Annotated in this window: 21 protein-coding genes and 1 riboswitch; of the genes, 20 read left to right on the top strand and 1 reads right to left on the bottom strand. The window is 42.8% G+C overall.

Features of this window, described 5'->3' with window-relative positions; translation table 11 throughout:
- Positions 1-3: 3 nt before the first annotated feature.
- From WC955_01340 to WC955_01320, 5 genes are read left to right on the top strand one after another with little or no spacing between them, the layout of a single operon-like run.
- Positions 4-324, top strand: coding sequence for an HU family DNA-binding protein (locus WC955_01340; GenBank protein MFA5857691.1), 321 nt, complete (start codon positions 4-6; stop codon positions 322-324).
- Between the two features lie 27 nt (positions 325-351).
- Entirely contained in the window at positions 352-636 is a 285-nt protein-coding gene (locus WC955_01335; GenBank protein MFA5857690.1) for a hypothetical protein, read from the top strand.
- Complete coding sequence (locus tag WC955_01330; GenBank protein ID MFA5857689.1) at positions 636-1,850, top strand: LL-diaminopimelate aminotransferase; 1,215 nt, start codon at positions 636-638, stop codon at positions 1,848-1,850. Before WC955_01335 ends, WC955_01330 begins: the two co-directional genes overlap by 1 nt.
- A gap of 32 nt (positions 1,851-1,882) precedes the next feature.
- Positions 1,883-2,770, top strand: a complete 888-nt coding sequence (locus tag WC955_01325) for a ParB/RepB/Spo0J family partition protein (GenBank protein ID MFA5857688.1) — start codon at positions 1,883-1,885, stop codon at positions 2,768-2,770.
- 15 nt (positions 2,771-2,785) lie between these two features.
- The gene (locus WC955_01320; protein MFA5857687.1) at positions 2,786-4,144 is read left to right on the top strand and encodes a hypothetical protein; all 1,359 of its coding nucleotides are present in this window, start codon (positions 2,786-2,788) and stop codon (positions 4,142-4,144) included.
- A gap of 10 nt (positions 4,145-4,154) precedes the next feature.
- Here the strand turns inward: WC955_01320 and WC955_01315 are convergent, their stop codons facing one another.
- Entirely contained in the window at positions 4,155-4,667 is a 513-nt protein-coding gene (locus WC955_01315; protein MFA5857686.1) for a nucleoside-diphosphate kinase, read from the bottom strand.
- A gap of 168 nt (positions 4,668-4,835) precedes the next feature.
- On the opposite strand from WC955_01315, the gene WC955_01310 reads away from it, so the two are divergent.
- The 15 genes from WC955_01310 (at position 4,836) to WC955_01240 (ending at position 21,110) form a co-directional block, all read left to right on the top strand.
- The gene (locus WC955_01310; GenBank protein ID MFA5857685.1) at positions 4,836-6,191 is read left to right on the top strand and encodes an HD domain-containing phosphohydrolase; all 1,356 of its coding nucleotides are present in this window, start codon (positions 4,836-4,838) and stop codon (positions 6,189-6,191) included.
- A gap of 43 nt (positions 6,192-6,234) precedes the next feature.
- Positions 6,235-6,948: a 16S rRNA (cytidine(1402)-2'-O)-methyltransferase gene (gene rsmI / locus WC955_01305; GenBank protein MFA5857684.1), complete on the top strand. Its 714-nt coding sequence runs from the start codon at positions 6,235-6,237 to the stop codon at positions 6,946-6,948.
- Between the two features lie 5 nt (positions 6,949-6,953).
- Positions 6,954-8,009: an N-acetyl-gamma-glutamyl-phosphate reductase gene (gene argC, locus WC955_01300; GenBank protein ID MFA5857683.1), complete on the top strand. Its 1,056-nt coding sequence runs from the start codon at positions 6,954-6,956 to the stop codon at positions 8,007-8,009.
- Between the two features lie 2 nt (positions 8,010-8,011).
- A complete protein-coding gene (gene argJ / locus WC955_01295) occupies positions 8,012-9,259 on the top strand; it encodes a bifunctional glutamate N-acetyltransferase/amino-acid acetyltransferase ArgJ (GenBank protein ID MFA5857682.1) in 1,248 nt (415 codons plus the stop codon).
- Positions 9,240-9,923 carry an L-threonylcarbamoyladenylate synthase gene (locus WC955_01290; protein ID MFA5857681.1) on the top strand — a complete coding sequence of 228 codons (684 nt, stop codon included), beginning with the start codon at positions 9,240-9,242 and terminating at the stop codon, positions 9,921-9,923. The genes argJ and WC955_01290 overlap by 20 nt, the downstream gene beginning before the upstream one ends.
- Entirely contained in the window at positions 9,901-10,383 is a 483-nt protein-coding gene (locus WC955_01285) for a hypothetical protein (GenBank protein MFA5857680.1), read from the top strand. Before WC955_01290 ends, WC955_01285 begins: the two co-directional genes overlap by 23 nt.
- Positions 10,384-10,457: 74 nt before the next feature.
- Positions 10,458-11,711 (top strand): serine hydroxymethyltransferase, encoded by a 1,254-nt coding sequence (gene glyA / locus WC955_01280; GenBank protein ID MFA5857679.1) that lies wholly within the window; start codon positions 10,458-10,460, stop codon positions 11,709-11,711.
- A complete protein-coding gene (locus WC955_01275) occupies positions 11,711-12,772 on the top strand; it encodes an MraY family glycosyltransferase (protein ID MFA5857678.1) in 1,062 nt (353 codons plus the stop codon). Before glyA ends, WC955_01275 begins: the two co-directional genes overlap by 1 nt.
- 34 nt (positions 12,773-12,806) lie before the next feature.
- Positions 12,807-13,931 carry a UDP-N-acetylglucosamine 2-epimerase (non-hydrolyzing) gene (gene wecB / locus WC955_01270; GenBank protein MFA5857677.1) on the top strand — a complete coding sequence of 375 codons (1,125 nt, stop codon included), beginning with the start codon at positions 12,807-12,809 and terminating at the stop codon, positions 13,929-13,931.
- 40 nt (positions 13,932-13,971) lie between these two features.
- Positions 13,972-14,460, top strand: a complete 489-nt coding sequence (locus WC955_01265; protein ID MFA5857676.1) for an HIT domain-containing protein — start codon at positions 13,972-13,974, stop codon at positions 14,458-14,460.
- A gap of 88 nt (positions 14,461-14,548) precedes the next feature.
- Positions 14,549-14,693: riboswitch (TPP riboswitch) on the top strand.
- 77 nt (positions 14,694-14,770) lie between these two features.
- Positions 14,771-15,565, top strand: a complete 795-nt coding sequence (gene thiM, locus WC955_01260) for a hydroxyethylthiazole kinase (protein MFA5857675.1) — start codon at positions 14,771-14,773, stop codon at positions 15,563-15,565.
- Positions 15,566-15,575: 10 nt separating this feature from the next.
- Positions 15,576-17,399: a TonB-dependent receptor gene (locus WC955_01255; protein ID MFA5857674.1), complete on the top strand. Its 1,824-nt coding sequence runs from the start codon at positions 15,576-15,578 to the stop codon at positions 17,397-17,399.
- A gap of 242 nt (positions 17,400-17,641) precedes the next feature.
- The gene (locus WC955_01250; protein ID MFA5857673.1) at positions 17,642-18,124 is read left to right on the top strand and encodes a M23 family metallopeptidase; all 483 of its coding nucleotides are present in this window, start codon (positions 17,642-17,644) and stop codon (positions 18,122-18,124) included.
- Positions 18,125-18,231: 107 nt separating this feature from the next.
- Positions 18,232-18,777: a flavin reductase family protein gene (locus WC955_01245; protein ID MFA5857672.1), complete on the top strand. Its 546-nt coding sequence runs from the start codon at positions 18,232-18,234 to the stop codon at positions 18,775-18,777.
- Positions 18,774-21,110 carry a 2-dehydropantoate 2-reductase gene (locus WC955_01240; protein MFA5857671.1) on the top strand — a complete coding sequence of 779 codons (2,337 nt, stop codon included), beginning with the start codon at positions 18,774-18,776 and terminating at the stop codon, positions 21,108-21,110. Before WC955_01245 ends, WC955_01240 begins: the two co-directional genes overlap by 4 nt.
- The last annotated feature ends 47 nt before the right edge of the window (positions 21,111-21,157 follow it).

Here is a 21,157-nt window from a genome sequence, read left to right as displayed (position 1 = left end):
TTAATGCATCTGGTATGTACATCCATGTTAAGGAGGAGTAAACGGATGAAAAAGGCAGGGTTGGTGGAACGTGTCGCACAGCAGGCGAAGATACGTAAAGCAGCAGCACAACGCGCGATTGAAGCGCTGGTTGATGCCGTTAATGACGCGTTGAGAACCGATGGGAAAGTTATTATCGCAGGGCTCGGGGTGTTGAAGCTTAAAACTACTAAGGAGCGTAAAGCGCGGAATCCTAAGACCGGTGAACAAGTGATTGTTCCTCCCAGGAAAAAGGTGGTGTTTAAACCGAATTCCGCGTTAAAGGCGATGATAAAGTCGTTATAGATTCGTTTTGTTAAGGATGTAAAAGAAATGAAGAAATATAAACTTCGCGGGCTGGTTAGTATTGCAGGATGGATTATCTTGGTATTTGGCTTGATGGTAATCACCGATGGGGTGTATGATATGTTCTGGGGTGAGCCTGAAAGTAATATGTTTTCGTTTTATAAATGGCAGTTTGTTAGTTTACAGCAATGGGCTAACTACGCGAGGTTTGAGTTAATCTACGGTCTTTGTTGTGTATTAATAACCGCATATCTTTGGGGCCTATCAAAAAAAGTGCCGGAGTATGGTGTTACAAAAGAAGGAAGTTTGTAATGAAACATTATTCAGAAAATCTTAAACGTTTACCGCCGTATCTGTTTAACGCGATAAATTTGTTGAAACAACAGGCGTACAAAAAAAAGTTGGATGTCATTGATCTTGCGATGGGGAATCCTGACTTACCAACACCAAAAGCGGTTGTTGACCGTTTATGCGAAACTGTTAGGGAGCATCCTAATACGCATAGGTACCCCCAGGCGAAGGGTATGCCGAAGTTCAGGAAAGCTATTACTGATTTTTATCAACGGCGTTTTGGTGTTAAGCTTGATTATAACCACGAAGCACTTGCGCTTATCGGGTCGAAGGAAGGCGTTGCGCATTTATTGATGGCGCATCTTAATCCAGGGGATTATGTTTTACTGACCAACCCATGTTATCCTGTGTATTTTAACAGTACAATACTCGCGGGAGGGCTTATACACGACCTGCCGTTATTGCCGGAGAATAAGTTTTTGCCGGACCTCACGAAGATACCTAATGATATCCTTAAACGCGCAAAGGTTTTGGCACTGAATTATCCTAATAACCCGACTTCAGCTGTGATTGAAGACAAAAAGTTTTTGGAGGAAGTTGTTAAGTTTGCAAAAAAGTATGACCTCATTGTGTGTTATGACAACGCGTATTCGGAGATAACGTTTGATGATTATGTTGCTCCGTCATTCCTTGAGATCGACGGGGGGATGGATGTCGGGGTGGAATTTAATTCGTGTTCAAAAACTTATAATATGGCTGGTTGGCGTGTGGGGTATATGGTAGGCAATAAGGATATTATCGCACCGGTGGAAAAGTTTAAGTCATTTGTTGATTACGGCGTGTTTACTGCAATACAGCTTACCGCTGCGTTCGCAATGTCAATGCCTCAGGATTGTGTGAAGCAACAGGTGCAGGTGTACCGTAAACGCAGGGATATGTTGGTTGACGGGTTGAATAAGATTAAGTGGTTGGAGAACGAAAAGATAGAAAAACCTAAAGGAACAATGTATCTTTGGTTGCCGTTACCCGACGGGTTTAAGCATATGGGTTCATTGGAGTTTGCTGAATTATTGATTCAGGAAACCGGGATTGCGATAGCACCCGGGGTGGGGTTTGGTACGTACGGTGAAGGGTATCTTAGGTTGGCATTGGTGACGCGTGATAACAGGTTCCATGACGTGTTGTTGAGGTTAAAAAAGTTTTTTGCGCAGCAGCGTAGTAAAAAGGGTAAGTAAACAGAATTTATAGAAGGGGTTTAGGATAAATTATGTCGCAGCAACGGCTTGGGCGCGGATTAGCGTCGTTAATACCTGGTGCAGTAACGGCTTCTACCGCGGGGAGTAAGGAGTTGTCGGAAGCTGCAAATAGTATTCCTATTGAAAGTATAAAACCTAACCGGTTCCAGCCAAGGAAAAAGTTTGCAAAGGAAGCGTTGGAAGACCTTGTTTCATCAATAAAAGAGTCAGGGGTAATACAGCCGGTATTAGTGATCCCCGGGGATACACCCGGGGAGTATGAACTCGTAGCGGGTGAACGCCGTCTCCGTGCGGCAGTACTTGCCGGGTTGAAGTCTATCCCCGCTATCATACGTAACAAAATGTCGCAGGAGGAACAATCTATCCTGGCATTAATCGAAAACCTGCAGCGTGAAGACCTTAATCCTTTAGAGGAAGCGCAGGGGTATAAAAATGCAATGGATACGTTTGGTTTAACACAGGATGTATTAGCGAAAAAAGTTGGGAAAAGCAGGCCGTATGTCGCGAATATCGTGAGGTTGCTTGAATTACCTGAAGAAGTTAAGGTAATGGTTGCGGAGAATACGCTTTATCCCGGGCAGGCACGCGCATTACTCGCGTTAGAGGATATCACCGAGATTGTGGCGGTTGCAAAACGTGTTACCCAGGAAAAACTGACTACCCGTGAGGTTGAGGAGATTGTTAATCAAAAGAAAAAGGGGCAAAAGGGTGCAGGAAAGGCGCAAAAACGTTTACTTGAAGCAGAACTTGTTGCTGCGAGTGAAGAATTACAGCGTACACTGGGGACAAAAGTTAAAATTGTTGGTACAAGTAAAAAAGGTAGGATTGTGGTGCATTACTACAACCTCGACGATCTTGAACGGTTAATAAAAATATTTAGTGTAAAGGTTAAGCGTTAGGGGAAGAAGTGTATTATGAAAAACAATTTGTTTAAAGGTTTGAAATTATTTGGTTTAGCGGCCTGCATGGTTTTTGGTGTATCCGCCGTAGCATTTACGCAACAGGATTATCCGTTTATCACGGGTGAAACACAGAACCCTAATGAGTTCACGTTATTCGCTACTTCCGGGTGGGACGGTAACTGGTATGTCGGGTATAATAGTTGTTGGATATCAAAATTGCCGGTGTTACCGCAGAGAAAGTTTGCAAAAGCGTTTATCGGAGTAAAACTTGGGCGTATGAAAACACTGGGGGTTATAGGTACACCGACATGGGTGCGGAAATCTATCCCCGGCGAAATATGGGTGGCAGTTAGTTCAACACACGCATGGGACCGGTCAAACTCGTATTTATTGACTACCACCGAAGATATACCTTGGGAGGGTGATCCGCAGAATGCGTTGGAAGGTGTAGGTGAAGCGCAATGGTTCTGGGTGGAAGTGCCTATAGAAAAAATAAGTTTTCCTGAGCATAACTATATTGCGGTATGGTCACCGACTAAGGAGTTAGAGGATATTACAAAAGCGCCGGTGATTGCTGCGGGATGGGGCAGCCGCGTGGTTAATACGTGGTTGAATACCGGGATAAAAGGTGTCCCTCCGGCTGAGCCCGGGACTGCGCTTGAGAAACCTGTGACAGTGTTTGAACCCGCAATTGCTATAAAACTAATCCCTGAAAATGTGTATTCTCTGGAAGTGAGTATTGTTGGTACTGAACGCCATACAACATTACCTGCAGCGCAGGTCGTGACTCTGTCAGTACGGGGAAGTAATGTTGTTAGTGCATGGCTTGAGGTGTCAAATAATAACGGGAGTAGTTGGAATCGCTGTACTACGGTATGTTATAAACCGCCGTACATTTTTACGTTACCGGTAAACGATTTACCGATGGGTACACTGAAACTCCGGGGAGGCGCAAGGGATATATTTGAGAATTACGGGTACTCGCCGGTATTAGAACTTTCCGCAACTAAGGAGATATTTGTTACTCTGAAAGATCTTTCAGGGAATGAGTTAACCGAGATAAATGACCCTGAGAAAGATGTGTTGTTCATAGTTAGCGGCGGGAAAACCGAGAAAATGTTTTATCAGGTTAGTACTGATAAAAAGAAATGGGAAACTTTTGATGAAACAGTGGAGTTCAGCCAGCCATGGGTGTTTAAGTTTAAGCAGTTAAAAAAGGTTGCTGGACAAAAGAAGGAGTGTTACGTAAAATTCGGGGTTATAGATAAATGGGGTGATAAGGGTAGCAGTAAAGAGATTGTCTATAATCCGCAGAAACTATCTTCCGGGACTGAGAAAAAAGTGCCGGTTGCGGGTGAAGAAATTAAGTAGTCCTAAAAAGTTATTTCCAGTTTACTTGAGTTACAGACTTTTTCGTTACTTTTTTAGTACGGAATGTTGGTTCCATAAGTTCTTCAGGTTTAAACCATAACTTAATCTCGTGTTCGGCTTCGGGTTCATTTGCGGAACAGTGGATGACATTTTCGAATACGCCGGTAGTGGTTATCCGTCCGTATTGGCCCCGGATTGAGACAGGGTCTGCTTCTTCCGGGTTTGTTGCTCCGGCAAGTTTGCGTACTTTTGAGATTGCATCCTGTCCTCTATACACCAGCGCGAGTACCCGCCGGTATTCATCGTGATAAAGTTTTCCCTGTAGATAATCAATGACTGAGTCAAAGAATGGTTTGCCTTTTAGGTGTTTATAATGTTCTTCCGCGAGTTCGCGGGTTACTCCCACGACTTTAGCGCCAACAATCACGAGTTTTGTTTCAGATAAACGCGTTAATATATTGCCGGTAAGGGATTTTTTTAGGCCGTCTGGTTTGATTAGGACTAAGGTTAGTTGTTCTTTCATTAAATAAAGCCTTTCTATGACTTTGTAATTATTAAAAACTTATTATAACACAACACGTTATACGTAGTCAATGCTTGACATTATGTCCTTTTTGGTGATAGAATTGTTATACTATTGCCGATGAAACTTCGGTATTAGCTTTGTTATATTTTAAGGAGTACGCTTTTGTTGTTTAGTATTAGCGTCACAGTATTATTAGTAATAACCCTGGCAGCAGGAATAAGTATGTATTTGTTATATAACAAAGAAAAAAAGTTGAGACAGTACTACGAAAACCAGTTGAAGTCATCACTTGAAACATCAAAAGAAAATATTAATAATCATATACGCTCACTCGATAATCTTGTCAGTATGCTGGTTAATATGCATCAGTATAGCGTTAATCTTGGAAAACAGGATAATTCGACAGAGTTGTATCAAACCATAGTATTTAATGCGTGCCAGTTGATGAATACGGATTCCGGGTCGTTGATGTTATTGAAAGATCAGAAGGATTTATCAGATGAGGGTATGGATAAAGAGAATAAAGAGGATAAAAATAAGCCTGTATTGACCATTGTCGCTGCGATAGGGTTACCTCCGGAAGTTGTGAAGAGTACTGTATTAAACCTTGGAGAAGGTATTGCCGGCCAGGTTGCACAAACAGGGAGGCCTTTATTTGTAGATGATATTGAGAAAGATATACGTTTTCACCTCCGTCCGGTTGATAGTAAGTATCACTCAAAATCGTTTTTATCGGTACCGTTGAAGACAAAGGAACGGATACTCGGGGTGTTAAACGTTACTTCCAGATCGGTAGATAAAGAGTTTCAACAGCGGGAACAGCGGTTGATAACATTATTGGCAGACCAGGCGGCAATCACACTGGAAAATATTCAGCTTTATGTGAATATACAAAAGTTTTATTGGGACATGGTTCAAACCCTTGCCCGGGCTATCGATGCGAAGGATTCGTATACACGTGAACACGCAGACCGGTCTGTGAAGTATACTAAAGCTATAGCAGCTGAGATGAGCCTCCCGCGTGATATGACGAATGACCTTGAGTATGCTGCGTTGATGCATGATATCGGTAAGATCGGGATTGAGGAACATATACTTCATAAACCCGGCACGTTGTCTAATCAGGAACGTGATATTATTAAACAACACCCGCAGATCGGTAACCGTATACTGTCACCGGTACCGTTTCTTTCAAACGTAGCGGCGATGATACTGTATCATCATGAATGGTATAACGGGCAGGGATATCTCGAGGGATTATCAGGTGAAGAAATCCCGATTGGCGCGAGGATTATCGCGCTGATTGATTCATATGACGCAATGACTTCGGACCGTCCTTACAGAAAAGCGTTGGATAAAAAATTTGCTATTGAAGAGATACGCAGAGGAGCCGGAGTGCAGTTTGACCCGAATGTTGTAGAAGCGTTTATCCGTGTATTGGAAAGAGAAGATAATGGTAATGGTATTAACCACAACAATAGTGTGAAGACAAGTGTCAATACAAAAGCAGCGGTTGAGTAGTTGAGAAATTAACTAAACTGTTAGAGTTCTGGGAATTACAAAATTGAATAGTACTGCAAAATCAAATATATTATACGTTATCGCAACACCTATCGGTAATCTCGGGGATATGACTTACCGTGGGGTGGAAATTCTTAATTCAGTGGATATCATTGCGTGTGAAGATACGCGTATCACCGTGAGGTTGCTTGTACACTACAATATCACAGGGAAAAAGCTTGTGAGTTATTATCAGGAGAATAGTTTGCGCCGTGCTCCTGAGATTGTTGAGTACCTGAAATCCGGGAAGAGTGTGGCATTAGTTTCCGACGGAGGGACACCGGGGATATCCGATCCCGGGGGTGTACTCATCAAAATGGCAGTGGAGAATGGTATCAAAGTTGTCCCGCTACCCGGCGCATCAGCAGGGGTTACCTTGTTGAGTGTTACCGGGATTGAACTTGATGGTTATGTATTTCTCGGATTTTTGAGTAAGAAGCCCGGAAAATTAAGGAAAGAGTTGCGTACTGCCGCGGAGTTAGGTAAGGTTATTGTATTTTATGAATCACCGTACCGTATTATCCGCGCAATTGAGTCTATAGTAACCGTGCTTGGGCCGCAGGCTAAGGTAATCGTTGGGCGTGAGCTAACAAAAATGTTTGAAGAAATTATTAGGGGAACAGCGGAAGATGTAGTAAAGTATTTGCAATCACATATTATTAAAGGCGAATTTGTGGTGGTTGTTGAGTTAAACAAGAAAATGGAAGTGAGTACATAAAAAAAATGAAAGTTAGAGTCGGGATCGTGGGTGTATCGGGTTATACCGGCGAGGAATTATTAAGGGTATTATCTAAACATCCCGGGGTAGTGATTACGTATCTTGGAACACGGAATGAAAGTTTGAAAAGTAACTTACACGCAGTGTATCCGGATATTGATTTGCCTTCTGATGTTACCGTCGAAACATTTGATGCGGCCACCGCTGCAAAAAAGGTGGATGTAATATTTCTTGCATTACCTCATGCGGTAGCGTTTGAGGTAGTGCCCGGGCTTATTAAGAATAATGTAAAAGTTATTGATCTTAGTGCGGATTACCGGCTTGATGATCCTGTAATCTACGAAAAATGGTATGGGCATAAACATACGGCATTGGAATTATTGAAACAAAAAGTTTATGGTTTACCGGAACTATACCGCGAAAAAATCAGGGTGGCAAAACTTATTGCTAACCCGGGATGTTATCCCACAAGTGTTTTACTTGGCGCAGCGGCGGTACTAAAAAATAAGGTTGTTAGGACAGACGGTATTGTCGTAGATTCAAAAAGCGGGATCTCCGGCGGTGGGCGTAAGTTTGTTGCTGAATATAATGCTATGAATACAGCTGTTACCCGGGCGTATCAGGTTGGGGGTGTGCACCGGCATTTACCTGAGATTGAACAGGAACTTTGTCACTTATCAAACCTTGCTGCGGGGAAGGTTAAGGTAACGTTTACACCGCATATCGTTCCGCAATTACGCGGGATGGTGTCCGTGCTGTATTTTGACCTTGCAAAAGAGTTAACTACCGAGAATGTTTTGGGTGTACTCGCGGAATTTTATGAGAATGAACCATTTATCAAAATCGCTACACCTCCTATCGTACCTGATACCAAAGATGTGGTTAATACCAACAATTGCGCGATTACCGCGCGGGTGGATAACCATACAGGTAAACTCGTTGTTGTATCGGTTATAGATAACCTTGGTAAAGGTGCGTGTACTCAGGCAGTACAGAATATGAATATTATGTTTAACCTCGAAGAAACAACAGGATTATCGTCCTGTACAGTCAGGAAGTGAGCATGAAAAATAGTTTACCAAAAAACTTTTATGCTTCTGCAATGCATGCGGGGTTATACAAAAAGAAAAGTAAGCCGGATGTTGTCCTGTTTTATTCTTCTAAACCGTGTAGTACCGCTGCGGTGTTTACATCAAATCGTGTCAAAGCTGCACCTGTGGTTTTGAGTAATAAACATGTGATAGGTTCCGGGGATAGTATCCGTGCGGTTATCATGAACTCAGGTTGCGCAAATGCGTGTACTGGTTCTGAGGGTTACCGCAACGCTATGAATGAATGCGTTACCGTATCTAAGGTGTTGGGGATAAATCCATACCACGTGGTAGTGGCATCCACGGGTGTTATTGGTGTGCAATTACCCATAAAAAAGTTGGTGAACGGGATCGTTGAACTTGGTAAACGTGTGAAGTTAAGCTTCGGGAATAAAAAACTTATCCCGAGTGATACCACATACCTTGCCCGGGCGATTATGACCACTGATACTTTTCCTAAGATCGTTAGTAAAAAGTTTGTTATCGACGGGAAGGTGTGTACGTTATGGTCCTGCGCAAAGGGCGCGGGGATGATACATCCCGAACTTGTACCCTCAGGGAAGTTGCATGCAACATTTTTATGTACGATACTTACAGACACAGCGGTTGCACGTAAGGTTTTGGATACTGCCTTGCGGGAGGTAACTCAAAAAACGTTTAATTGTGTTACCGTAGACGGGGATACAAGTACTAATGATACAGTATTTTTACTGGCAAACGGTGCGGCGGGGAATAAATGTATTTCTTCTACCAAAACTGCGGGGTACAAAAAGTTGTATTCAGCGTTGATGGAGACTACCAGGGAGTTAGCTGAAATGCTTGCACGTGACGGGGAAGGAGCTACGAAGTTCGTGAAGATTATTGTGCAGAACGCGCCGAGTTATGCACTTGCACGTGAGGCCGGGCGCGTGGTTGCTACTTCGCCGTTAGTAAAGACCGCGGTGTACGGTGCGGATCCTAACTGGGGACGGATAATGGCGGCGCTTGGACGCGCAAAAGTCGAGGTAGTTCCCGAAAAAATTGATATATACTTCGACGGGATTTCGATTGTTCATAACGGCCGCGGGGTTGAGAAAAATGCAGGAAAACTGCATAAGGTTATGTTAAGGAAAGAGTTTGAGGTACGGATTAACCTTAAACTTGGAAAAGAATCCGCGACTGTCTACACCTGCGACTTTTCGTATGATTATGTCAAGATCAATGCGGATTATACTACCTAATAAACTTATGCATAAAAAAAATGGTGCGATTGTATACAAAACCATTAACGGCAGGTTATCACAAAAAGTTGTTGGCCATATAAACAGCGTTATAACAGCCGGCGGAATCATGGTTTTTCCTACAGATACAGTATACGGTATCGGGTGTTCGCCATTTTCGTATTCTTCAGTAAAACGTATTTACGCGATCAAAAAACGCAGTTTCCGGAAACAATTGATTTTATTGGGTGGTACCTTTTCGCAGGTACGGCCGTTCATCGAATTTTCTCATGAAGAACTGGGGATACAAAGGTTATTATCACGCTTCTGCCCAGGCCCTCTGACTCTTGTATTCAAAACTTCGGAGTTAGGCAAGATGATTACCGGGGGTAAGGATACGGTTGGGGTGAGGATCCCGGGGAAATGCGTATTTACGTCATTACTCGCGCAGATGGGTATACCGATGCTTACTACCAGCGCTAACCTGTCAAACCAGGTGAATACGGTTGATGGTAGTACAGCAAAAAAAATTTTTTGCAATAAAGTTGATATAATTATTGATAATGGTCGCATAAAAAAAGGTATTGCATCAACTGTTATTGATGTAACGGCATATCCCTATACGGTAATCCGTGAAGGGTGTATCCCGAAAGGTATGGTTTATGAAGTATCCAAAAATAGTTAAGCAGGTAATGTTTGTCTGTACCGGTAACGCTGCACGCAGTGTTATGGGTGAATATTTTATGCGTAAATTTTTGGATGACAATAAAGCTAACGGTATAAAAGTTATTTCCCGGGGGATTGCTGCGAATCCGGCATACAAAGTACCGGGCCATGTTATGGATATCCTGAAAAAAGAAGGGATTGATGCTGGGATGCATAGGTCAACTATGATTACTCCGGATTCAATAGAAGAGTCGGATGTCCTGCTTGTAATGGAAGACCAGCATAAACGCGTGATTGCCAAGTATTTCCCGGAAGCGAAAGGTAAGGTTTTTTTTCTTACCGAATACTCTGGCGTAGAGAATCCTAAATACTGGGAGATAGATGATCCAGTTGGAGGGGATTTTGATTATTACAGCCGTTGTGCTGAACAAATACGAGGTTGTGTCACAAAAATTGTGCAGCAACTGACAGCGGTTTAGTGTAACAAACCAGTTGAATTAATTATAGAATATATCATTATAGTTATTTAAGGAAAGGTTGAGTAATAAATTTTATGAAACGTCTTGAACGTACCGACCCTGCGGTATGGAAATGTATTGAGAAAGAAATGTTACGGCAGCAAACTAATCTTGAACTTATTGCATCTGAAAACTTTGTATCCAGTTCTGTGATGGAAGCACAGGGTTCTGTTCTGACAAATAAATACGCGGAAGGATATCCCGGGAAACGGCATTACGGCGGGTGCGAGAACTGCGATAATATTGAAACCCTTGCAATTGAACGTGTGAAAGCGTTATTCAAGGCGGAACACGCGAATGTACAGCCGCATTCCGGGACACAAGCTAATATGGCGGTATACTTTGCTGTTCTTAACCTTGGGGATACAATTATGGGTATGCATCTGAGCCATGGGGGGCATTTATCACACGGGCATCCCGCTAATTTTTCGGGTAAGTATTTTAAAGTAGTCCCTGTTTCAGTTAGCAGGACAACAGAGTTTATTGATTACGATGAAGCGCAGAAGCTTGCTTTAAAGTTTAAGCCAAAACTTATTGTTGCGGGTTCATCTGCGTACTCACGCGTGATTGACTGGAAAAAGTTTAGGCAGATAGCCGACGACGTTGGTGCGTACCTTATGGCAGATGTTGCGCATTATGCAGGCTTAATCGTTGCAGGGGTGTACCCTTCACCGGTACCGTACTCGGATTTTGTTACCTGTACAACGCACAAAACTTTACGCGGGCCACGGGGTGGAGTAATTTTGTGTAAGAAAAAGTATGCGAAGTTAATTGACCATACAATATTCCCGGGTACCCAGGGCGGGCCGTTAATGCATACGATCGCAGCGAAGGCTGTAGCGTTTGGTGAAGCAATGAAGCCTGAGTTTAGGGAGTACCAAAAACAGATACTTAATAACGCACGGGCATTAGCGACCGCGATGTCAAAACGCGGGTACCGTATAGTATCCGGCGGGACGGACTGCCATATGTTTCTCGTGGATTTAACTTCGAGAAACATACCTGGGTTGGAAGCTCAGCAGGTACTCGAACTTGCGGGGATTACGGTTAATAAAAACACAATACCGCATGACCAGCAGAAACCGTTGGTTACTTCAGGTATCCGTCTTGGCACCCCGGCAGTTACTACCCGCGGGATGAAGGAAAAAGAGATGGAACAAATAGCCGAATGGATCGATATAGGGTTAGCACATAGGAAAGATGCAAAGTACCTCGCGGAACTAAAAAAACAGGTTGCGCGGTTCTGCAGCAGGTTTCCGTTGTACAAAGGGTTACGTAGAACGAAATAATGTATAAGCTATACCTTCTTGCGTTGATAGTGTCCGGTGTTGCGACATACTTTCTGACGTTTGGTGTGAAGAAGTTAGCGGTAAAGTATGGAGTAATGGACATTCCCGACGCACGGAGGGTGCATACAGTGCCGATACCCAGATGGGGCGGGCTTGCGATGTTCGGCGGGTTTGTCATTAGTATGCTTACACTTCTTATCGTGAGTAAGCGGTTCCACCTGCTTCTCGCGTACCGGAATCCATTGAAGGATAACAACGGTGATGTTATCGGGATGTTATCGATTGGGCAGCAGTTTATCGGGATAATCGTTGCGTTGGTTATCATAATTATTCTCGGGATGATTGACGATAAAAAAAGTGTGCCGCCCGTACCTAAATTGTTGACACAGATCATTGCTGCGTATGTCGCTATGGATTTCGGGGTTAGGATCTTTGGGCTTGAACTTCCCTGGGGTATTGATTTTGTTGCGTTCCCGATTATTGTAACACAAATCCTTACAGTGTTCTGGTTGATCGGGTTTATGAATACAATCAATCTTATCGACGGGCTTGACGGCCTCGCAGCCGGGGTGGTGGCAATCGCAGCGTTTACGTTTCTTATCGTTGCAATTCTTCAGGGGCAGACACAGGATATTTTTCAGGCTAAACAGTTGAAACTCGCGGCAATCCTTGCCGCTGGCCTATGCGGTGCGTGTGTCGGGTTTTTGTTCCACAACTTTTATCCCGCAAAGATATTTATGGGTGATACCGGCGCGTTATTCCTGGGTTTTATGCTTGGGACAATCGCGGTTATCGGTACACTAAAAACCGCAGCGGTGATATCATTAATCATTCCGGTACTAGTAATAGCCTTACCGGTGTTAGACGTAGCAATGGCGATTATCCGCAGGTTGATGCGGAGGCAGTCTATTATGGCAGCGGATAAGGAACATTTTCATCACCGGTTGCTTAGTTTAGGGTGGTCACAACGCGAAGCTGTACTTTTTATTTATGTATTATCCATAGTCCTTAGTGAAACCGCGATTATTATAACGATATTCCGTGCGATGCCGCTGAAGTAAAAAAAATTGCTGCGGTTATATTTAAGAGGTTGATATGAAAAAAATATTCGTGATATTCGGTACACGGCCGGAAGCTGTTAAGCTCATACCGTTAGTGAAAGAGTTGAACAAGTACCGTGGACGGTATAAAACAGTTGTGTGTATCACAGGGCAGCATCGTGAAATGCTTGACCAGGTAATGAAATTGTTTAACCAACGTGCTGACTATGACCTTGATATCATGCAAATAAATCAAACGCTGTACGATATTACTACTCATGCGTTGACAAAGATCGGTGATGTGATTAAGAAAGTTAAGCCTGACATGGTAGTTGTTCAGGGGGATACTACCACAGCGTTTGCCGGAGCGTTATCCGGGTTCTACGAAAAAGTGCCTGTCGCGCATGTAGAGGCTGGTTTACGGACCGGGGATATATATAATCCTTTCCCGGAAGAAGTGAACCGGTTGATGATTGACCGTATCGCATCGTTATATCTTGTCCCCACAGGGAATGCTAAGGCCGCGCTTTTACGTGAAGGCGTGGGGAAAGAAAAAATATTTGTTACCGGTAACACAGTGGTTGATGCATTGATGTGGGTAGCGAAAAAGAGTGAGACAAAACTTTTATTTCCTAAGGAGGATAAACTTATACTTCTTACCTCGCATAGGAGAGAAAACCTGGGTAAACCGCTTGAAAATATTTGCCGTGCAGTAAAGATGGTTGTGAAGAAGTATAAGGATGTTAAAGTTGTGTACCCTGTCCACCTTAATCCGGCAGTACAAAAAACTGTGTATTCCATCCTTGGCTCTAACTCGCGGGTGGTATTAACCAAACCTGTAGGTTATAGCGAGCTTGTGAACTTAATCAAAATGTCATACCTCATCCTCACCGATTCCGGGGGTATACAGGAGGAAGCGCCGGCGTTAGGGAAGCCTGTGCTTGTCCTGCGGAAGACAACTGAACGTCCTGAAGGTGTCACCGCGGGGACTGCAAAACTTGTGGGGACGGATACTGCAGATATTGTACGTGAAACCAGTAGGTTGATTGACGATAAAAAGGTATATAATCGTATGGCACAAGCGGTTAATCCTTATGGTGACGGCCATGCGTGTGAACGTACTGTCGCGGTATTCAACAACTTTTTTGGGTATACCTCAAAACGTCCAAGTGAATTTTGAGCATCCACTGATGCTCACTTCAGAAAGGTAGTAGGTTGAAATGAAAAACTTGTGGGCTCCATGGAGAATGACTTTTATTGAAACACATAAACACGTAAAAGGGTGTGTGTTCTGCAGATACCTGCGTGAACGTATGAACGATGTTAAGAACCATGTATTGTACCGCGGGAGAACGTGTTTTGTTGTTATGAACCTTTACCCCTATAACAACGGGCATCTTATGGTAATGCCTAAACGGCATATTGGAGATATAACAAAACTTACTAAAAGTGAATACGCAGAACTCATGGCTTTATCAATCAAAGCTGTGAAAGTGATTAAAAGAGTCTTAAAACCGGAAGGGTATAATATTGGGATGAACATTGGCGCTGTTTCAGGTGCAGGGATTGCGGATCATCTTCATATGCACATTGTCCCGCGATGGTATGCTGATACCAACTTTATGCCGGTAGTGGCTGGGATTAAAGTCATGCCGCAGGCGGTTGACGATACTTACGCGTTGCTTGTAAAAGAGTTTCGCAGGAAGTAAGGCCGTGACATTTTTCAGTATACCCAAATATTATCTTACCAGCGTATTTCTATTGACAACAGTTCATCTTTCATACTAATATTTGTCTTGTAAATCCCGAGGGAGGTTGTTTAAATTTAACAGCCTGAGAGTCCCGGAAGTAATAGGGAGACCTCGGTGGTAATTTAGATAAAAGGTTACCACGTAACCTGACCTGGATAATACCAGCGTAGGGATGTGATTAAAATATACACAGTTATATTATCTATCTCTACGTAAATACGTGTTTACGCAGGGATTTTTTTATTTTTAGAGGGAGGGAATAGTATTTATGGAACAATTTGTGTGGGAAACCTTGGTAAAAGTACGGGCAGAGAAACCGTTAGTTCATCATCTAACAAACTGGGTTACGATATACGACTGTGCTAATATAGTAAAAGTTTTTGGCGCATCGCCAGTGATGGCGCATGCGAAGGAAGAAGTATCAGAGATGGCGGGTATCGCTTCGGCGGTAGTGTTGAATATCGGAACATTAACCCCGGAATTTGTAGATGCGATGGTACTCACAGCAAAAACTGCGAACAGTAGGGCAATACCTGTTGTCCTTGACGCTGTGGGCGCTGGTGCAACTAAGTTCAGGGATAAAAAAATAGCGTATATCCTTAACCATGCGTATATTAATATTATCAAAGGTAACGCATCAGAAATCGCGCGGGTTGCCGGTGAAAATGTTAGGACTAAAGGAGTAGACTCAACAGATATTGGGGACGGGATAACAGGGATTGCGCAAAGATTAGCAAAACTACGTAACTGCACAGTAGTGGTTACCGGGGAAACAGATATTGTTACTGATAACATTAGCACAATGAAAGTACACAACGGACATCCTTTGATGGGTAGTATTGTTGGGACAGGATGTATGGCAGCATCAGTAATTGGCGCGTTTGCTGCAGTAGAACCAAACTATGTCCATGCATGCGTTGCAGGATTGTGTTGCTACGAAATCGCAGCGGAACTCGCATCAAAAACTGTTTCCGGGCCGGGAAGTTTTAAAGAACGGTTATTTGACACGGTATACAACCTTGCAAAACAAGATGTTGAACAATACCAGAAAATTGAGGGATAATATAGAAATAATGAAAATTAGTGCTTTAGTTTCATTATTGATAGTATTCCTGAGTTCCATACCGGCGACGGTTAGCGCTGCTGATGTTGTGATACACTCCGCGGTAACCGGTACAAAAACGCCGGTAATGTTCAGCCATCTTACGCGTAACGTTAGTGTGATTACCGCGAAAGAAATTATGGTATTACCCGTACAATCAGTTGCGGAATTGTTAGGTTACATAACCTCAGCGGATATACAGTCCCGGGGGCTTCCCGGTGTGCAGGCCGACCTATCATTCCGCGGGTCAAACTACGCGCAAACATTGGTCTTGCTTGATGGTGTACGGATGAACGACCCGCAGACTGCGCATCATAATATGGACCTTCCGATCGCGGTGAATGATATTGACCGTATTGAAATTTTGCATGGACAGGGAACTGTCACGCATGGCGCTGATGCGTTTGGCGGGGTGGTCAATATTATTACGAAAACCAAGGTAAACCATGAAAATGATAGGGAAACAGGTATTACCGCAAAAGTAGAATCCGCACAGTATAATACGTATTCTGTTCAGGCAAATGTTAATACAAAATTACAGAGTGTCAGCCAAACAGTATCGTTATCATCCTCAAAATCTGATGGTACGCGGTACGATACGGATTATAATAACTCAACATTTTATTCAAATACAGCGGTGGTAACGGGTAATAATGAGTCAACGTTATCACTGGGTGCTATGGATAAAGCGTTTGGGGCGTACGATTTTTATACGCCCGGGCTTAACTACCCGTCAAAAGAATGGACACAAACGTACTACGCCGGGTTGCGGAGTAAGCAACGGATTAATAACTCAGTGGCGCTAAACTCTGTTATATACTACCGCCGGCATAATGATAAGTTTATGCTTGACCTCCGTACACCAACGAAATATGTTAACGATCATGTAACACACGTTACCGGTGTGGAACTTGGTGCGGTGGTATCCCTGCCATCCGTTGGCAACGTATCGCTTACCCTAGATACAGTCAATGATATGATCACAAGTACGCGGCTGGGTGAACGCTCGAAACAACGGTATGCGTTTGCAACAGAACTTATTTCATCGTTATCCATAAATAGCGACCTTCACGCGGGGATGCGGTACGAAATGTCTGCCTGGGGCGGGATGTTCGCGCCAACAGTAGGGTATGGGTACTGGATAAATTCTGATATCAAACTCATAGGGTCGGTAGGGAGGTCGTACCGCGTAGCTTCATTTACTGAACTGTACTACACTGATCCGGTGAATTTTGGAAACCCAAACCTTGTTCCTGAAGAAAGTGTTAATACTGAACTCACCGCGAAGTATTGGACTGGGAAAACAGCAAGTGCGGTATCAACAATTTTTTATCGTTCTCAAACCAATATAATAGACTGGGTTGGAGATACGGATAAAGGCCCTTGGCGTGCGACTAATATCGGGGAATCGTATGTTTATGGTGTGGAAACTGAACTAAAAACCGTTTCTGCAAATAATGTGTTGTCATTATCCTATACTTACGCAAGAACAGTTACCATGCAAAGTTATTACTCAAAGTATGCACAAAATTATCCGGTACATAACATTGTGTTCAGTATAACGTCGAACATTATACCCCGTGTTTTTACTCCTACGATTGCTGTGCTGTATAAACAACGGGTGAATGATGCCGGGTATATTGTAGTTAACGCAAAACTTTCACGTGTAGTATTTAAAAACGCGTTATCGCTGTTTTTGTTGTGTACCAATATTACAGACGTACAGTACGAAGATGTTAAAGGTATACCCGCACCGGGCCGCCTGGTTTCCGGTGGGCTGGAATGGAGTTTTTAAGAATAAGATTGTTCCTTAAAACCAGAATGTATACATATAGTTACTAACAGTGTGCATAAGTGTGTATAGTGTATACACAAAAAATGCACTGTTTGTCTGTAAACAATGTTTATAAAACATAATAAATATATTGAAAAATAATGAAAATATGAGAATAATAGTCTCAAGAACCCTTTCTGGCAGTATTATTGCAAAACATTCTTGTTAAGAAGAATAAATTGTTATAAAGGAGAAACAAGGAAATGTTGAAGAAAATGATAGTCGTGGCAGTAGGGATTGCATTATTATCAAGCGTAGCATCCGCAGCGTTTTACTGGCCCTGTAATGGTAAAGTTACTAGTATAGTTGGTTATCGGTATGATCCGATTTCGCATGCACGGAAGTTTCATAATGGTACAGATATTGCGAATTCATATGGTACCCGTATTGGTTCAATGACCAGCGGGAAAGTGTCTTTTGCAGGGTGGGACCGTACTGGTGGGGGTAACTCCGTGTGTGTACAGCATGCATATGGATACAAAACATTTTACGCTCATATGAAATCAATCTCGGTACGCCGGTATCAGACAATTACAGCGAAGCAAAGAGTTGGGTATATGGGTTCTACAGGATATAGCACCGGGCCTCATACACACTTTATCATATGGAGATACTCAACTGTAAAAGCGCCAAGAGCGTATGCCGGACAGAGAGTTTATAGCGGAGCAAGGTTATATCTTAGGTAATAACAAGTAAAGTTAATATAAAAGTAAGACATCCTCGGGTATAAATCCGGGGATGTTTTATTTTGTATAATATCACTTTCGAATAAAAAAGAAAGGGATTGGGAAATATGAAAATTGAACTTGATAAATGGTACAGAATCCTTGCTCCGCGGCCGGTGGTTATTCTCACAACAGTTAATAAAGACGGGGTCGTAAATGCCGCACCGTTTTCGTTTGTTATGCCGGTATCGTCAAGCCCTGCAATGATAGCTGTTGCAATGGCAGAAAAAAGGCATACGTTTGATAATTTAATCAAAACCGGTGAGTTTGTGGTTAATATTCCGGGAAAGACTGTTATTAACGGTTTATGGATTACGGGGAAACCATTCTCCGCGGGGGTTAATGAGTTAGTTGAAGCTAAACTCGAGAGTGTGCCGTCAAATAGTGTTAAACCTCCACGGATAAAAGATTGTTTTGGCTGGCTTGAATGTAAGTTTGTAGAACAATTCCCTGCGGGGGATCATATTGTTGTGCTAGGTGAAATCGTATCCGCAGAAGTTGTTGAGGGAGTATATAACAATGATGAGCTGAACCTCGAAAAAACTAATCCCTTGGGGCATATTGGGGGTAAGGTTTTTACTATACCCGGTAAAAAGTTGGTAGTTAAAGAATGAAGGTTGGGATTCTCGGGCCCGGTGCGATGGGAACGTTGTACACAGCGTTTCTTTCACGAAGGGGATGTACCGGAGAAATATACTTGTTCGATTATAAACCTGAACGCGCAAAAATTCTTGTACGTAATGGATTGGTTATAACCGGGCGGAGCAAGATCCGTGTGTTACCGTCTAACCTTAACGTCATAATTCCTGAACATAAAAATATTATGGGTAAGCTTGATCTTCTGATCGTGCTCGTGAAAACGTATGATACTGTTTCTGCAGTAAGAAATCTACAAAGATTTGTTGATAATTCAACTGTTGTTCTTACATTACAGAACGGCCTAGGGAATTATGAGCTTTTAAAGAAATGTTTTGGGAGTAATGCATTGATTCTGGCGGGAGTAACTACAATAGGTGCAACGTTGTTGTCGCCTGGTAAGGTCCGTCATGCGGGTGAGGGTGTTACGGTTATCGGGTACAATAACAAACACGAACACAAAGCAGGTGTGATGGTTGCCAGATTATTCCGTAAAGCAGGGTTAAAAGTTGATTTAACTGATAATATACAGTCGGTGCAATGGGGTAAGCTCGTGATTAATGCCGGAATTAATCCGGTAGCTGCTATAATGAACCTTTCCAATGGACGGGTGATGGAAAATGATACCGCCTGGGTATTGGCTACATCAACTGCTCAGGAAGCTGCAATGGTAGCGAATAAGTTGGGTATCCGCCTGCCGTATCCTGACATAACCCGCCAACTTATTAAAGTTTGCCGGATGACTTACGAAAACCGTAACTCTATGCTGGTTGATTACCATGATCATAGAGGTAAGGGTGGGAGTAAGCATAAACCAAGAACGGAAATTGATATGATAAACGGTATGGTTGTTAAGTACGGAAAAAAAGCGGGGATACAAACGCCGGTAAACGGATTATGGGTGGATATCTTTAAACGGTTTATTTCCGGAATGATAGTTTACGGTCTTGTTTTATACACGCCCTGTGTTAACGGGAAAAGTATAAAGAACAATGCATTAAGCGGGGTAAGCCTCGTTGGAGAAGGTGATCCTGAGAATAGTATGCTGTACAATCCCGCACGCGCAGTTGATGCCGGGAAAATTAATCTTAAACTCGGGAATTTTGGGTATGAGAATAAAGAGTCTTCAAGTCAAACTCAAATTACAGGGGATGATATCGACCAAAAAACTGTTAGTACAATACTGAATACCAGGACAAACCTTGGCCTTGGTATTTATGGTACTTGCCTTCCGTGGATAGGGTATGGTATTTGGGTGGATGAACTTAATGTTCAATCATATGAAACAAGTTATGATAAACGTTATGAAGTTAGTGTTGATACTGCAAATGTTCTGGTTAATAATTCAGCGAAAAAGTATGAACAGCGGACAATGACTGATATTGTTTTGGGGATGGGATGGAAAAACTTATCCGCTGGTGTGCGGATAAGCGTAGCTGTACCGTCGGATATACAAGAAAATTATGTTAATTCCGGGAGCAGTGAGTTTAATAGTGTTATGCAGAGCAGCAGTAATGTTGTGCAGGTGTATGATACGCAGATTATGGATTATGACATCATCACGGGGATGTTATGGAGAATTGGAAGTCAGAAGCCCAGCGATGATCATAGTGATGCTGAGGTTGATCTCCTCCTGGGTTATGGTGCGTATGAGAGCATTCGCGAACAAAAGAGTGAACAAGTGTGGGGTAAGGATAATGTTGATATTCATAACCGCGATGTTTTCCCGTTAAACTTATACACTTATACTTATTCGTCAGTAGAGGTTAAACTAAGAATGTATGCTGGTGAAAGGTTTACATATGCATTCACTGGGGCTTATGCGGGTTCAAGGCAGGAACAAAAGAGTGTATATTCCATCAAGGGTGCACATAAGATTATTGAAAATATAGCGGATACCGGGATGCTGGGGTTCGGCATGGCGTATATTCCGGCGGGGACATTAAAATTGTATTTTGACCTTATTGGAAAAGTGATTAATAGCAGAGGTAAGGGTTGGACAGAAAACGATGTCCAGTATTATACTGCAGGGAGTGAAACTTATACCGGTGAGATACGTTTGGGAAGTGAAGTTAATATCCGTAAGAATCTTGTGTTATGGCTGGGGCTGTCTTCCTTAGGGAATACGGATTATCGTAATACAGCTACTAATACTTACCGTAATTTATATATTTCGACGGTACGTACTGATTTCAGTGTTGGTACTGTAATAACCGCAGGGATCGGATGGGAGATTACCAATAATGTTGGGCTTGCGTATAGTTTAAACAACGGTACTGCTCATAAGTTTGCGGTAACGTATAAGTTTTAACACTCGTTGAGTTGAATTATACTCCTATAATTGTGTAAAATACTTGT

It is taken from the genome of Elusimicrobiota bacterium, assembly GCA_041658405.1.
Classification (GTDB): Bacteria; Elusimicrobiota; UBA5214; order JBBAAG01; family JBBAAG01; genus JBBAAG01.
The sequence above is the reverse complement of the archived record's forward strand: the minus strand, read 5'-3'. Positions and strand labels throughout refer to the sequence as shown.

What these genes read in the sequence shown, in the direction of transcription:
- argJ (MFA5857682.1), top strand. Translation starts at nt 8,012, where the DNA reads ATGAAAAATAGTTTACCAAAAAACTTTTATGCTTCTGCAATGCATGCG.
- WC955_01275 (MFA5857678.1), top strand. Translation starts at nt 11,711, where the DNA reads ATGTATAAGCTATACCTTCTTGCGTTGATAGTGTCCGGTGTTGCGACA.
- WC955_01250 (MFA5857673.1), top strand. Translation starts at nt 17,642, where the DNA reads ATGTTGAAGAAAATGATAGTCGTGGCAGTAGGGATTGCATTATTATCA.
- argC (MFA5857683.1), top strand. Translation starts at nt 6,954, where the DNA reads ATGAAAGTTAGAGTCGGGATCGTGGGTGTATCGGGTTATACCGGCGAG.
- WC955_01285 (MFA5857680.1), top strand. Translation starts at nt 9,901, where the DNA reads ATGAAGTATCCAAAAATAGTTAAGCAGGTAATGTTTGTCTGTACCGGT.
- glyA (MFA5857679.1), top strand. Translation starts at nt 10,458, where the DNA reads ATGAAACGTCTTGAACGTACCGACCCTGCGGTATGGAAATGTATTGAG.
- WC955_01290 (MFA5857681.1), top strand. Translation starts at nt 9,240, where the DNA reads ATGCGGATTATACTACCTAATAAACTTATGCATAAAAAAAATGGTGCG.
- wecB (MFA5857677.1), top strand. Translation starts at nt 12,807, where the DNA reads ATGAAAAAAATATTCGTGATATTCGGTACACGGCCGGAAGCTGTTAAG.
- WC955_01240 (MFA5857671.1), top strand. Translation starts at nt 18,774, where the DNA reads ATGAAGGTTGGGATTCTCGGGCCCGGTGCGATGGGAACGTTGTACACA.
- WC955_01320 (MFA5857687.1), top strand. Translation starts at nt 2,786, where the DNA reads ATGAAAAACAATTTGTTTAAAGGTTTGAAATTATTTGGTTTAGCGGCC.
- WC955_01245 (MFA5857672.1), top strand. Translation starts at nt 18,232, where the DNA reads ATGAAAATTGAACTTGATAAATGGTACAGAATCCTTGCTCCGCGGCCG.
- WC955_01325 (MFA5857688.1), top strand. Translation starts at nt 1,883, where the DNA reads ATGTCGCAGCAACGGCTTGGGCGCGGATTAGCGTCGTTAATACCTGGT.
- WC955_01330 (MFA5857689.1), top strand. Translation starts at nt 636, where the DNA reads ATGAAACATTATTCAGAAAATCTTAAACGTTTACCGCCGTATCTGTTT.
- WC955_01315 (MFA5857686.1), bottom strand. Translation starts at nt 4,667, where the DNA reads ATGAAAGAACAACTAACCTTAGTCCTAATCAAACCAGACGGCCTAAAA.
- thiM (MFA5857675.1), top strand. Translation starts at nt 14,771, where the DNA reads ATGGAACAATTTGTGTGGGAAACCTTGGTAAAAGTACGGGCAGAGAAA.
- WC955_01335 (MFA5857690.1), top strand. Translation starts at nt 352, where the DNA reads ATGAAGAAATATAAACTTCGCGGGCTGGTTAGTATTGCAGGATGGATT.
- WC955_01340 (MFA5857691.1), top strand. Translation starts at nt 4, where the DNA reads ATGCATCTGGTATGTACATCCATGTTAAGGAGGAGTAAACGGATGAAA.
- WC955_01265 (MFA5857676.1), top strand. Translation starts at nt 13,972, where the DNA reads ATGAAAAACTTGTGGGCTCCATGGAGAATGACTTTTATTGAAACACAT.
- WC955_01255 (MFA5857674.1), top strand. Translation starts at nt 15,576, where the DNA reads ATGAAAATTAGTGCTTTAGTTTCATTATTGATAGTATTCCTGAGTTCC.